Origin of the sequence: Pseudomonas sp. JAI111 (genome assembly GCF_024809425.1) — a bacterium.
Classification (GTDB): Bacteria; Pseudomonadota; Gammaproteobacteria; order Pseudomonadales; family Pseudomonadaceae; genus Aquipseudomonas.
In genome coordinates this window covers 692,128-705,990 of record NZ_JANUCB010000001.1, presented here as the reverse complement: position 1 = coordinate 705,990, position 13,863 = coordinate 692,128, and the positions used below count along the sequence as shown (strand labels likewise).

8 protein-coding genes are annotated in these 13,863 nt (G+C 60.5%); 5 read left to right on the top strand and 3 right to left on the bottom strand.

Going from position 1 to position 13,863, the window contains the following annotated elements:
* The first annotated feature begins 22 nt into the window (after window positions 1-22).
* The 4 genes from prpC (at window position 23) to prpD (ending at window position 6,895) form a co-directional block, all read left to right on the top strand.
* Window positions 23-1,150, top strand: coding sequence for a 2-methylcitrate synthase (gene prpC / locus HNR03_RS03315; RefSeq protein WP_259150832.1), 1,128 nt, complete (start codon window positions 23-25; stop codon window positions 1,148-1,150).
* Between the two features lie 205 nt (window positions 1,151-1,355).
* The gene (gene acnD / locus HNR03_RS03310) at window positions 1,356-3,953 is read left to right on the top strand and encodes a Fe/S-dependent 2-methylisocitrate dehydratase AcnD (protein WP_259150831.1); all 2,598 of its coding nucleotides are present in this window, start codon (window positions 1,356-1,358) and stop codon (window positions 3,951-3,953) included.
* 56 nt (window positions 3,954-4,009) lie between these two features.
* Complete coding sequence (prpF, locus tag HNR03_RS03305) at window positions 4,010-5,200, top strand: 2-methylaconitate cis-trans isomerase PrpF (RefSeq protein ID WP_259150830.1); 1,191 nt, start codon at window positions 4,010-4,012, stop codon at window positions 5,198-5,200.
* A gap of 210 nt (window positions 5,201-5,410) precedes the next feature.
* The gene (prpD, locus tag HNR03_RS03300; protein ID WP_259150828.1) at window positions 5,411-6,895 is read left to right on the top strand and encodes a 2-methylcitrate dehydratase; all 1,485 of its coding nucleotides are present in this window, start codon (window positions 5,411-5,413) and stop codon (window positions 6,893-6,895) included.
* A gap of 24 nt (window positions 6,896-6,919) precedes the next feature.
* On the opposite strand, the gene HNR03_RS03295 is transcribed toward prpD, so the two are convergent.
* The 3 genes from HNR03_RS03295 to HNR03_RS03285 all read right to left on the bottom strand — a co-directional run bounded on the left by HNR03_RS03295 (window position 6,920) and on the right by HNR03_RS03285 (window position 11,311).
* On the bottom strand, window positions 6,920-8,242 hold the full coding sequence (locus tag HNR03_RS03295; RefSeq protein WP_259150827.1) for an AAA-associated domain-containing protein: 1,323 nt from the start codon (window positions 8,240-8,242) through the stop codon (window positions 6,920-6,922).
* Window positions 8,243-8,256: 14 nt separating this feature from the next.
* Window positions 8,257-10,002 carry an ABC transporter permease subunit gene (locus HNR03_RS03290; protein WP_259150825.1) on the bottom strand — a complete coding sequence of 582 codons (1,746 nt, stop codon included), beginning with the start codon at window positions 10,000-10,002 and terminating at the stop codon, window positions 8,257-8,259.
* A gap of 490 nt (window positions 10,003-10,492) precedes the next feature.
* Window positions 10,493-11,311, bottom strand: coding sequence for a pyruvate, water dikinase regulatory protein (locus HNR03_RS03285; RefSeq protein ID WP_090181892.1), 819 nt, complete (start codon window positions 11,309-11,311; stop codon window positions 10,493-10,495).
* Window positions 11,312-11,485: 174 nt separating this feature from the next.
* Here HNR03_RS03285 and ppsA point away from each other — a divergent pair, with 174 nt between their 5' ends.
* On the top strand, window positions 11,486-13,861 hold the full coding sequence (gene ppsA / locus HNR03_RS03280; RefSeq protein ID WP_090181893.1) for a phosphoenolpyruvate synthase: 2,376 nt from the start codon (window positions 11,486-11,488) through the stop codon (window positions 13,859-13,861).
* The last annotated feature ends 2 nt before the right edge of the window (window positions 13,862-13,863 follow it).

Below are 13,863 nucleotides of genomic sequence, written 5' to 3'. Positions count from 1 at the left end.
AATTCAAAAACTGGAGACAGCAATGGCCGAAGCAAAAGTACTCAGTGGCGCCGGGCTCCGTGGCCAGGTTGCCGGGCAAACCGCCCTGTCCACCGTGGGCCAGTCGGGCGCAGGCCTGACCTATCGCGGTTACGACGTTCGCGAACTGGCGGCTGACGCGCAATTCGAAGAAGTGGCCTACCTGCTGCTGTACGGCGAACTGCCGACTAAAGCGCAACTCACCGCCTATATCAACAAACTGGGCAAGCTGCGCGACCTGCCGCAAGCGCTCAAGGAAGTGCTGGAGCGCATCCCTGCCGACGCCCACCCGATGGACGTGATGCGCACCGGTTGCTCGTTCCTGGGCAACATCGAGCCGGAGAAAGACTTCTCCGAGCAGCACGACGTGACCGACCGCCTGCTGGCCGCGTTCCCGGCGATCATGTGCTACTGGTATCGCTTCAGCCACGACGGCAAGCGCATCAGCTGCGTGAGCGACGAACAATCCATCGGCGGCCACTTCCTGCACTTGCTGCACGACAAGAAGCCGAGCGAGTTGCACGTGAAGGTGATGAACGTTTCGCTGATCCTCTACGCGGAACACGAATTCAACGCCTCGACCTTCACCGCGCGGGTGTGTGCTTCGACCCTGTCGGACATGTTCTCTTGCATCACCGCCGCCATCGGTTCGCTGCGCGGTCCGCTGCACGGCGGCGCCAACGAAGCGGCAATGGAAATGATCGAGCGCTTCAAGTCGCCGGAAGAGGCGATCAAAGGCACCCTCGGCATGCTCGAGCGCAAAGACAAGATCATGGGCTTCGGCCACGCGATCTATAAGGACAACGATCCGCGCAACGAGGTGATCAAGGGCTGGTCGAAAAAACTCGCTGAAGAAGTGGGCGACACCGTGTTGTTCCCCGTCTCCGAAGCCATCGACAAGACCATGTGGGAGCAGAAAAAACTGTTCCCGAACGCTGACTTCTACCATGCGTCGACGTACCACTTCATGGGCATTCCGACCAAGTTGTTCACGCCGATTTTCGTCTGCTCGCGCCTGACCGGCTGGGCGGCGCATGTGTTCGAACAACGTGCCAACAACCGCATCATCCGCCCGAGCGCCGAGTACGTTGGCGTCGAACAGCGCAAGTTCGTGCCAATCGAACAACGCTGAATGGTGGGGGCTCCCACACTGGTTGCTGAATGAACAGGGACCATTGTGGGAGCGGGCTTGCTCGCGAAGACGGACTGACATTCAACAGGGATGTCGACTGATACACCGCTTTCGCGAGCAAGCCCGCTCCCACATTTGACCGAGTTCACTTCAGGGCTAGTGCCAGACGCCCACCTTCTGTAATCACCGTGACCGAGTCCTGACGATGAACACTGAATTCCGTAAACCGCTGCCCGGCAGCCATCTGGATTACTTCGACGTCCGTGCGGCTGTCGAAGCCATCCAGCCCGGCGCCTACGACACTCTGCCGTACACCTCCCGCGTGCTGGCGGAAAACCTGGTGCGTCGCTGCGACCCGGCCACGCTCACCGAATCCCTGAAGCAATTCATCGAGCGCAAACGCGACCTCGACTTCCCGTGGTTCCCGGCGCGCGTGGTTTGCCACGACATTCTCGGCCAGACCGCGCTGGTCGACCTCGCCGGTCTGCGTGACGCCATTGCCCTGCAAGGTGGTGATCCGGCGCAAGTGAACCCGGTAGTGCCGACGCAACTGATCGTCGACCACTCCCTGGCCGTCGAGCGCGGTGGCTTCGATCCGGAAGCGTTCGAAAAGAACCGCGCCATCGAAGACCGTCGCAACGAAGACCGTTTCCACTTCATCAACTGGACCAAGAAGGCGTTCAAGAACGTTGACGTGATTCCGCCAGGCAACGGGATCATGCACCAGATCAACCTGGAGAAAATGTCCCCGGTGATCCAGGTGCGTGATGGCGTCGCATTCCCCGACACCTGCGTCGGCACTGACAGCCACACCCCGCATGTCGATGCGCTGGGCGTGATTGCCATCGGCGTCGGTGGTCTGGAAGCGGAAAGCGTGATGCTCGGCCGCGCCTCGTGGATGCGTCTGCCGGAAAGCGTCGGCGTCGAACTGACCGGCAAGCTGCAACCGGGCATCACCGCCACCGACATGGTGCTGGCGCTGACCGAATTCCTGCGGCAGCAGAAAGTCGTCGGTGCATGGCTGGAGTTCTTCGGCGAAGGCGCGTCTGCGCTGACCCTCGGCGACCGCGCGACCATTTCCAACATGGCCCCGGAATACGGCGCCACCGCGGCAATGTTCTACATCGACCAGCAGACCATCGACTACCTCAAACTCACCGGCCGTGAAGACGAGCAGGTGCAGTTGGTCGAGAATTACGCCAAGACCACCGGCCTGTGGGCCGACAGCCTGAAAGGCGCGCAATACGAGCGCGGCCTGACCTTCGACCTGTCCTCGGTAGTGCGCAACATGGCCGGCCCGAGCAACCCGCACGCTCGTGTTGCGGTTTCGGATCTGGCCGCCAAAGGCATTTCCGGCCAGTGGGAAGACGTGCCGGGCCAGATGCCGGACGGCGCGGTAATCATCGCTGCCATCACCAGTTGCACCAACACCAGCAACCCGCGCAACGTGATCGCCGCCGGCCTGCTGGCGCGCAATGCCAACAAGCTCGGGCTGACCCGCAAGCCGTGGGTCAAATCGTCCCTGGCACCGGGCTCGAAAACCGTCGCGCTGTACCTCGACGAAGCCGGCCTGACCACTGAACTCGAGCAATTGGGCTTCGGCGTCGTGGCTTTCGCCTGCACCACTTGCAACGGCATGTCCGGTGCGCTGGACCCGGTGATCCAGCAAGAAATCATCGACCGCGATCTGTACGCCACGGCTGTGCTGTCCGGTAACCGCAACTTCGACGGGCGGATTCACCCGTACGCCAAAAACGCATTCCTCGCGTCGCCGCCGCTGGTGGTCGCTTACGCCATCGCCGGGACCATCCGCTTTGACATCGAAAAAGACGTGCTGGGCCTGGACGCCAACGGCAAGGAAATCCGTCTGAAAGACATCTGGCCAAGCGACGAAGAAATCGACGCAGTGGTAAAAGCCTCGGTCAAGCCGGAGCAGTTCCGCCAGGTCTACATTCCGATGTTCGCCATCCACGAAGACACCGGCCCGAAAGTGACGCCGTTGTATGAGTGGCGCGAGATGAGCACCTACATCCGCCGTCCGCCGTATTGGGAAGGTGCGCTGGCCGGGGCGCGTCCGCTCAAGGGCATGCGCCCGCTGGCGGTGCTGCCGGACAACATCACCACCGATCACCTGTCGCCGTCGAACGCGATCATGCTCGACAGCGCCGCCGGTGAATACCTGGCGAAAATGGGCCTGCCGGAAGAGGACTTCAACTCTTACGCGACCCACCGCGGTGACCATTTGACCGCGCAGCGCGCCACCTTCGCCAACCCGAAACTGTTCAACGAAATGGTCAAGGAAAACGGCAAGGTCAAACAAGGTTCGCTGGCTCGCGTCGAGCCGGAAGGCCAAGTGATGCGCATGTGGGAAGCCATCGAAACCTACATGGAACGCAAGCAGCCGCTGATCATCATTGCCGGCGCCGATTACGGTCAGGGCTCGTCCCGCGACTGGGCGGCCAAGGGCGTACGCCTGGCCGGCGTGGAGGCGATTGCCGCTGAAGGTTTCGAGCGCATTCACCGCACCAACCTGGTGGGCATGGGCGTGTTGCCGCTGGAGTTCAAACCGGGCACCGACCGTCACACCCTGGCCATCGACGGCAGCGAAACCTACGACGTGATCGGTGAACGCACACCGCGCGCCGACCTGACGCTGGTGATCCATCGCAAGAACGGTGAGCGCGTTGATGTGCCGGTGACTTGCCGCCTCGATACCGCCGAAGAAGTGTCGATCTATGAGGCCGGCGGCGTGTTGCAACGCTTTGCCCAGGACTTCCTCGAAGAATCGGCGGTCGCCGTCTAAAACAGGCTGTGCGGGCAGGGGATTACACCTCTCTTGCCCGCTTTGAAGGAGCACAAATGGCTCACGCACCCCAGATCAAAATCCCCGCCACCTACATGCGTGGCGGCACCAGCAAAGGCGTGTTTTTCAGCCTCAAAGACCTGCCCGAAGCAGCACAGATTCCCGGCCCGGTCCGCGATGCGCTGCTGTTGCGCGTGATCGGCAGCCCCGACCCGTACGACAAGCAAATCGACGGCATGGGCGGCGCGACGTCCAGCACCAGCAAAACCGTGATCCTGTCGAAAAGCATCAAGGCCGATCATGACGTTGATTACCTGTTCGGTCAGGTCTCTATTGATAAACCTTTCGTCGACTGGAGCGGCAACTGCGGCAACCTGTCGGCGGCCGTCGGTTCGTTCGCCATCAGCAACGGTCTGGTGGACGCCAGTCGCATTCCACACAACGGCATTGCCGTGGTGCGCGTGTGGCAAGCCAACATCGGCAAGACCATCATTGCCCACGTGCCAATCACCAACGGTGAAGTGCAGGAAACCGGCGATTTCGAACTCGACGGCGTGACCTTTCCGGCCGCCGAAGTGCAAGTCGAATTCATGGACCCTGCGGCGGAAGAAGAGGGCGGCGGTGGTTCGATGTTCCCCACCGGCAACCTGGTGGATGACCTGGAAGTGCCCGGCGTCGGGACCTTCAAGGCGACCATGATCAACGCCGGCATTCCGACGATTTTCGTTAATGCCGAAGACATCGGTTACAAGGGCACCGAGTTGCAGGGCGCGATCAACAGCGATCCGAAAGCCTTGGCGATGTTCGAGACCATTCGCGCTTATGGCGCGTTGCGCATGGGTCTGATCAAGGACCTGGACGAAGCGGCCAAGCGTCAGCACACACCCAAGGTCGCCTTTGTGGCCAAGCCTGCGGATTACGTATCGTCGAGTGGCAAGGCAATTGCGGCGGGAGATGTCGACCTGCTGGTGCGCGCGCTGTCGATGGGCAAATTGCACCACGCAATGATGGGCACCGCTGCGGTGGCCATCGGCACGGCGGCAGCGATTCCCGGCACCTTGGTGAACCTCGCGGCGGGCGGCATCGAACGCAACGCGGTGCGCTTCGGGCATCCGTCCGGCACGTTGCGCGTCGGCGCCGAGGCCAGCCAGGTGAACGGCGAATGGACCGTGAACAAAGCCATCATGAGCCGCAGTGCGCGGGTGTTGATGGAAGGGTTTGTCCGTGTGCCGGGTGATTCTTTCTGATCCGGAACCTGAGATAAACAAAAAAACCTGTGGGAGCGGGCTTGCTCGCGATGAGGCCATAACATTCAACATCGATGGTGCCTGACACACCGCCATCGCGAGCAGGCTCGCTCCCACAGTGGATCGTATTCCAAATAAGAAAGTAGTAGCTGACAGAGATTGCCCTGAACCGAGGTCCCATTAACGAAGCACTAACCGAGTGAATCGAACATGAGCGCCAACGTCGACCTGAACAACCGCCCCGACTACGACAGCGTCCTGCAGGACATCGCGGACTACGTCCTCAGCTACAACATCGAATCCAGCGAAGCCCTGAACACCGCCCGCAACTGCCTGATGGACACCCTCGGCTGTGGCCTGCTGGCCCTGCGTTTTCCCGAATGCACCAAGCACCTGGGCCCGATCGTCGAAGGCACCGTCGTTCCGTTCGGCGCCCGGGTTCCTGGCACCAGTTTCCGTCTCGATCCTGTCAAAGCTGCGTGGGACATCGGCTGCATCGTCCGTTGGCTCGACTACAACGACACATGGCTCGCCGCCGAGTGGGGCCATCCGTCCGATAATCTTGGTGGCATTCTCGCGGTGGCGGATCACCTGTCGCAAAAACGCCTGGCCAATGGCGATGCGCCGCTGACGATGCGTGCAGTGCTCGAAGCGATGATCATGGCCCACGAGATTCAAGGCGTGATTGCCCTGGAAAATTCCTTCAATCGTGTAGGCCTTGATCACGTGTTGCTGGTGAAAGTCGCCTCGACGGCGGTCACCGCCAAACTCATGGGCGCCAATCGCGAGCAATTGCTGTCGGCGCTGTCCCACGCCTTTGCCGATGGCCAGGCGCTACGAACTTATCGCCATGCGCCGAATGCCGGGTCGCGCAAGTCCTGGGCCGCAGGCGATGCTTCCAGCCGTGGCGTGCGTCTGGCGGACATTGCCATGCGCGGTGAAATGGGTATCCCCGGTGTGCTGACCGCCAGGCAGTGGGGCTTCTACGACGTGCTGTTCAGCCACACCAACAACGATCTGGCGCTCAAGCCCGAGGACAAACGCGCGTTCAGCTTCTCCCGCCCGTACGGCAGCTACGTGATGGAAAACGTGTTGTTCAAGATCAGTTTTCCGGCTGAATTCCATGCGCAAACGGCGTGCGAAGCGGCAGTGACCTTGCATCCACAGGTTAGAAATCGTCTGCATGAAATCGACAAAATCGTCATCACCACCCACGAGTCGGCGATCCGCATCATTTCCAAGGTCGGTCCATTGGCGAATGCGGCGGACCGCGACCACTGCCTGCAATACATGACCGCCGTGCCGTTGGCCTTCGGTAATCTGGTGGCCGAACAGTACGAAGATGACTTCCACACCGCGCACCCGATCATCGATGTGCTGCGCGAGAAAATGGTCATCGTCGAAGACCCGCGCTTCACCCGCGAATATCTGGAAGCCGACAAGCGCTCCATCGCCAACGCGATTCAGGTGTTCTTCAAGGACGGCTCAAGCACCGAGAACGTGGTGGTCGAGTACCCGATCGGTCATCGCCGTCGCCGCGCCGAAGGTATTCCATTGCTGGAAGACAAGTTCAGGGCGAACCTGGCGACGCGGTTCACCGGCCAGCGCAGCGCCGAGATCCTGGCCTTGTGCAAGGATCAGCAAACGCTTGAAGCAATGCCGGTGAATCGCTTTGTCGATCTGTTCGTAATCTAAGGGCGACGCCTGAGATGTCGCGGGCTACTGGCTGCCCTCGACATCCTCCAGGCTAAAGGTTTCGGTGTGGTCGTCGTAGGAGAAAATCTCGGCGTAACGACCCCAGGCGATCACCACTTCCAGGGTTTTTTCCACGAACGCTTCGGTCAGCGAATCCTGCAGTTCCTGCTCGAAGCGCACACGCGGTGCCCGGTGGCCATTGCGTTCCAGCAACACCTGCCGGATGCGCGCCGCCAGCGGCACGTGGCGGATCAGGTGTTCGGCAAACAGGGTTTTGCGCTCCTGGGTGCCGTAGTCGGCGAACAGTTTGCCGGCGTCGGTCAGTGTGATGTCGGCGCCCTTGAGTTCGGCGAACCCAAGGTGTTCCAGCATCTCGGCCACCGGAAACAGATCATCGACTTCCAGCAAACGCCGCTCGGCGACGGTGGGCAGGCCGGCGTGGCCGTTGTACGGCTCGGCCGCCAGGGTTTCGATCAAACCGGCCATCAGGTTGGTGGACACTTCCGGCAGCGGGCTGCTCATTTTCAGTTCGGGCTTGCCGGTGATGGCATCGGCGGTTCGGCGATCGGTCATTTGCGCATAAATGTCATCGACCATCTGCCGGAAGGCCGGATCCAGACGATTGCGTGGGTGGGCGAACGGTACTTTGATTTCCGCCACGACCCGCCCGGGGTTGGACGACAACACCAGAATGCGGTCGCACATCAGCACCGCTTCTTCGATGTTGTGGGTCACGATCAGGATCGACTTGATCGGTAGCTGCTTGCCGCTCCACAGATCCAGCAGATCCGTCCTCAGGGTTTCGGCGGTCAACACGTCGAGCGCCGAGAAGGGTTCGTCCATCAACAACAGGGTCGGGTTGACCACCAGGGCACGAGCGAAGCCCACGCGCTGACGCATGCCACCGGACAGCTCGCGAGGGTAGGCGTTTTCGAAACCGTCGAGGCCGATCAGGTCGATTGCCGCCAAGGCACGCTTGCGTGCAGCCTTGCGTTCGACCTGCAAGGCTTGCAGGCCGGCCTCGACGTTTTCCAGCACCGTCAGCCAGGGAAACAGGGCGAAGGTCTGGAACACCATGGCCACCCCTTCGGCCGGGCCGTCGAGCGGTTTGCCGTTGTACAGGACTTCGCCCGACGAAGGTTCGATCAGGCCGGCAATGATCCGCAGCAACGTGGACTTGCCTGAGCCGGAGCGGCCAAGCATGCCGACGATCTCGCCTTCGCGCAGGGTCAGATCGACCCCGCTGAGCACTTGCAGCTCCTCCTTGCCCTTGCCAAACACCCGGTTGACGTCACTGAGCGAGTAGATTTCGGGGCGGGTGGACGCGTTTTCGGTATAGGTATTCATCACAGCGAATCCGGTCAGTTGAGGCGCAGTTTGTTTTCGGCCATGGCGTACATCGGCCGCCAGACCAAGCGATTGAAGGCCACGACAAAGAACGACATCACCACCACCCCCAAGGTGATTTTCGGAAAGTCGCCCGCTGCCGTCGTTTCGGCGATATAGGCGCCGAGGCCGTGGGCGACGACTTTTTCCTGCCCCCAGGATACGAATTCGGAAACGATGCTGGCGTTCCACGCGCCGCCCGACGCGGTGATGGCGCCGGTCACGTAGTAGGGGAAAATGCCCGGCAGCATGACCTTGCGCCACCACAGCCAGCCGCGAATGCGGAAGTTGGTGGCGGCTTCCTTGTAGTCATTGGGGAACGCGCTGGCTCCGGCGATCACGTTGAACAGGATGTACCACTGGGTGCCGAGCACGATCAGCGGGCTGAGCCAGATGTCCGGGTTCAACTGGTAGCGCAGGATCACGATGACAAACACCGGGAACAGCAGGTTCGCCGGGAAGGCGGCGAGGAACTGCGCCAGTGGCTGGATCTTTTCCGCCAGCGCCGGTCGCAGGCCGATCATCACGCCCAGGGGTACCCAGATCAGCGAGGCGATGAAGATCAGTCCGGCCACGCGCAGCAGGGTGAAGAACCCCATCAGAAATACATGGCCAACCTCGCCGAGTGTCACTTCGGTGCCGACATACAGCACGATGTGATACAGCGCATACGCCGTCAGCACTGCGATCAGCGAGCCCCAGATCCAGTCGATCGTCTTCGCCGTGGCCGGGCTTTCCGAGGCCATGGCTTTGCGCGCCGAGCGCGGCAGGTTCAGGCGCATGTTGCCCAGGCGGCTGATGATGCGGGCGAAGGGGCGCAATATCCGCTGGATCATCCGGGTACGCTGGATCAGCTTGAGCACCCATGACTCGGGCGCGGCGGTCTGCGAGGCGGTGTTCTCCATGCGGAACTTGTCGGCCCAGGCCACCAGCGGACGGAACAGGAACTGGTCGTAGATCAGGATGACCACGATCATGGTCAGGATGACGTAGCCCACCGCGTGCATGTCCTGTTGCGCGATGGCCAGGGCCAGGTATGAACCGATCCCTGGCAGGGTGATGGTCTGGTCGCCGACGGTGATCGCTTCGGACGCCACCACGAAGAACCAGCCGCCGGACATGCTCATCATCATGTTCCAGATCAATCCGGGCATGGCGAAGGGCACATCCAGCTTCCAGAACTTCTGCCAGCCGGACAGTTGCAGGTTGGTCGACACTTCCACCAGGTCCCGCGGCAGCATGCGCAGGGACTGGTAGAAACTGAAGGTCATGTTCCAGGCCTGGCTGGTGAAAATGGCAAAAATCGCCGCGAACTCCGCTCCCAGCACCCGACCGGGAAACAACAGCAGAAAGAAGGTGACGGTAAAGGAGATATAGCCCAGGACTGGCACCGATTGCAGGATGTCGAGCACGGGCACCAGCAGTTTTTCGGCCCGTCGGCTTTTTGCGGCCAATGTGCCATAGAGCAGGGTAAACAGCAGGGCCGCGACCATCGCCGCGAGCATGCGCAGGATGGTGCGCATGGCGTATTCGGGCAGATTGGCGGGGTCCAGGGAGACCACTGAACTCTGCAGGGTGGCGATCGGTGCCCATGTTTCCCGTGCACCGATCGAGAAAAACAGCAAAAAGCCGATCACCAGCGGCATGGCGATCAAGTCCCAGCGATTGGGGAGCAGGCGCCGCGTCGAGGCCGGGATGAAGTGACGGAACACTCTCTTCATAAACAGTGATTCCAGCGGTTCCAAGTAGGGGCGCGGCAGTCTGAGCGTAGCTTCTGTCTGCACGACCCACTGAGAATGAGTGGGTGCTCGTTCTATAGGTTCAAGGGGGCAGTGGCTGTTGCGGACCCGGTGAATTCATCAGGCCAGGAGGGCTGGCGCATAGGTTGTTGAACCCGATGCGCGGCTTGAGCGGATTGTATATTTCCAAATGTTACAAAGGCGTAAAGAGCGTGTCAGTTTTGGGTGAAGAAGATTTCATCTGAAATGCATTCGAAACGCAGGATCACCCGGCGCTTGTGCAGTGGGGTCGGCCGAGTGTGCTTAATTCTTCAGGAGATGACCGGTTGTTGCAGGCGGGATTTGAAGCGTTGATGCGGACATTGAGCGAGCAAGCCCGCTTCCACAATTCGATCAGATTTCAGCTGGACGAACTCGATCAAACTGTGGGAACGGGCTTGCTCGCGAAGGTGACCCTAAGGGCGCTGCAGAACTACTTGAACCGCCGCTCGACACCTTTCTCCACCAGGATCTTCGCGGAAATTTCTTCCACCGAAAAATGCGTGGAATTGATGTTCGGTATGTTTTCGCGGCGGAACAGGTTTTCCACCTCGCGCACTTCGAATTCGCACTGGGCGTAGCTCGAATAGCGGCTGTTGGGCTTGCGCTCGTTGCGGATCGCGGTGAGGCGGTCCGGATCGATGGTCAGGCCGAACAGCTTGTGCTGGTGGGCGCGCAGGGCGGCCGGCAGTTGCAGGCGTTCCATGTCGTCTTCGGTCAGCGGGTAGTTGGCCGCGCGGATGCCGAATTGCATGGCCATGTACAGGCACGTCGGCGTCTTACCACATCGCGACACGCCCACTAGTATCAAGTCGGCCTTGTCGTAATAGTGGGTGCGGGCGCCGTCATCGTTGTCGAGGGCGAAGTTCACCGCCTCGATACGCTCCATGTAATTGGAGTTGGTGCCAATGGAGTGGGATTTGCCGACGGTGTAAGAAGAATGCTCGGTCAATTCCTGTTCCAAAGGCGCCAGGAAGGTCGAGAAAATGTCGATCATGAAACCATTGGACGTCGCGAGGATCTCACGGATGTCCTGATTGACGATGGTGTCGAAGATGATCGGCCGGAAGCCGTCGGTTTCGGCGGCTTTGTTGATTTGTTGTACCATGGCCCGTGCTTTATCGACGTTGTCGATGTACGGACGCGTGAATTTGCTGAAGGTAATGTTTTCGAACTGCGCCAGGAGGCTTTGGCCGAGGGTTTCGGCTGTAATGCCAGTGCCGTCGGAAATAAAGAAAGCAGATCGTTTCATTTGCACCTTGGGCCTTAAGCTAATAACGAATCTTGGATATGATAGGCGCGATTTGCCGGCCGCCAGTGGCCCGCATTCTCACTTATTTTCCAGGTCCAGGCCATATAGCTGGCAAACGCTCCCCCGAGCAGCCGGCTTCTGAGCTTTTCCAACACAGTTAGTGGAGAGATCACCTTGGTAGAGTACGTAGTTTCCCTCGATAAGCTCGGCGTCCATGATGTAGAGCACGTAGGGGGCAAGAACGCATCCCTTGGCGAGATGATCAGTAACCTTGCAGGCGCCGGTGTATCGGTGCCCGGTGGCTTTGCCACGACAGCTCAGGCTTATCGTGATTTTCTGGAACTGAGCGGCCTGAACGATCAGATCCACGCCGCCCTCGACGCCCTGGACGTCGATGATGTCAATGCCCTGGCCAAGACCGGTGCCCAGATCCGTCAATGGATCATGGAAGCCGAATTCCCCGAGAAGCTCAACGCCGAGATCCGCACCGCGTTCGCCACGCTGTCGGCCGGTAACCCTGACATGGCCGTGGCCGTGCGCTCTTCCGCTACCGCCGAAGACCTGCCGGACGCTTCCTTCGCCGGTCAGCAGGAAACCTTCCTGAACATCCGTGGCGTCGAAAACGTCATTCGCGCCGCCAAAGAGGTGTTCGCCTCCCTGTTTAACGATCGCGCCATTTCCTACCGCGTGCATCAGGGCTTCGACCACAAGCTGGTTGCCCTGTCGGCCGGCGTGCAGCGCATGGTCCGCTCCGAAACCGGCACCGCCGGCGTGATGTTCACCCTCGACACCGAATCGGGCTTCCGTGACGTGGTGTTCATCACCGGCGCCTACGGCCTGGGTGAGACCGTCGTACAAGGCGCGGTGAACCCGGATGAGTTCTACGTCCACAAAGGCACGCTGGCAGCCGGTCGTCCGGCCATCCTGCGCCGCAACCTGGGCAGCAAAGCCATCAAGATGATCTACGGCGAAGTCGCCACGGCCGGTAAATCGGTCAAGACCATCGACGTGGACAAGGCTGATCGCGCACGTTTCTGCCTGACCGACGCCGAAGTCAGCGAGCTGGCCAAGCAAGCGATGATCATCGAGAAGCACTACAAGTGCCCGATGGACATCGAATGGGCCAAAGACGGCGACGACGGCAAGCTCTACATCGTTCAGGCGCGTCCTGAAACCGTTAAGAGCCGCACCCAGGCCAACGTCATGGAACGCTACCTGTTGAAAGAAACCGGCACCGTGCTGGTGGAAGGTCGCGCCATCGGCCAGCGCATCGGCGCCGGCAAGGTCCGCATCATCAAGGACGTGTCCGAGATGGACAAGGTCCAGCCAGGCGACGTACTGGTTTCCGACATGACCGACCCGGACTGGGAACCGGTCATGAAGCGCGCCAGCGCCATCGTCACCAACCGTGGCGGCCGTACCTGCCACGCGGCGATCATCGCTCGCGAACTGGGCATCCCGGCCGTGGTCGGTTGCGGCAACGCCACCCAGCTGTTGCAAGATGGACAGGGCGTGACCGTTTCCTGTGCAGAAGGCGACACCGGCTACATCTTCGAAGGCGAACTGGGCTTCGACATCAAGAAAAACTCCGTTGATGCCATGCCGGACCTGCCGTTCAAGATCATGATGAACGTCGGTAACCCGGACCGCGCCTTCGACTTCGCGCAGCTGCCGAACGCCGGTGTGGGCCTGGCCCGCCTGGAGTTCATCATCAACCGCATGATCGGTGTTCACCCTAAGGCGCTGTTGAACTACGACGGTTTGCCGCAGGACATCAAGGACAGCGTCGACAAGCGCATTGCCGGCTACGACGATCCGGTCGGCTTCTATGTCGAGAAGCTCGTTGAAGGCATCAGCACCCTGGCCGCTGCGTTTACCCCGAAAAAGGTCATCGTGCGTCTGTCGGACTTCAAGTCCAATGAATACGCGAACCTGATCGGCGGCAAGCTCTACGAGCCGGAAGAAGAAAACCCGATGCTGGGCTTCCGTGGCGCCTCGCGTTACATCAGCGAATCGTTCCGTGACTGCTTCGAACTCGAATGCCGCGCCCTCAAGCGCGTGCGCAACGAGATGGGCCTGACCAACGTTGAAATCATGGTGCCATTCGTCCGTACCCTGGGCGAAGCCAGCCAGGTCATCGACCTGTTGGCAGAGAATGGTCTGAAGCGTGGCGAAAACGGCCTGCGCATCATCATGATGTGCGAATTGCCGTCCAACGCGATCCTGGCGGAAGAATTCCTCGAGTTCTTCGACGGCTTCTCCATCGGTTCCAACGACCTGACTCAGCTGACGCTGGGCCTGGACCGTGACTCCGGGATCATTGCGCATCTGTTCGACGAGCGTAACCCGGCGGTCAAGAAGCTGCTGGCCAACGCGATTCAGGCCTGCAACAAGGCTGGCAAGTACATCGGCATTTGCGGTCAGGGTCCTTCGGACCACCCGGACCTGGCCAAATGGCTGATGGAACAAGGCATCGAAAGTGTTTCGCTGAACCCCGATTCCGTACTGGAAACCTGGTTCTTCCTGGCTGAAGGTCAAGCGTCGGCTTGATG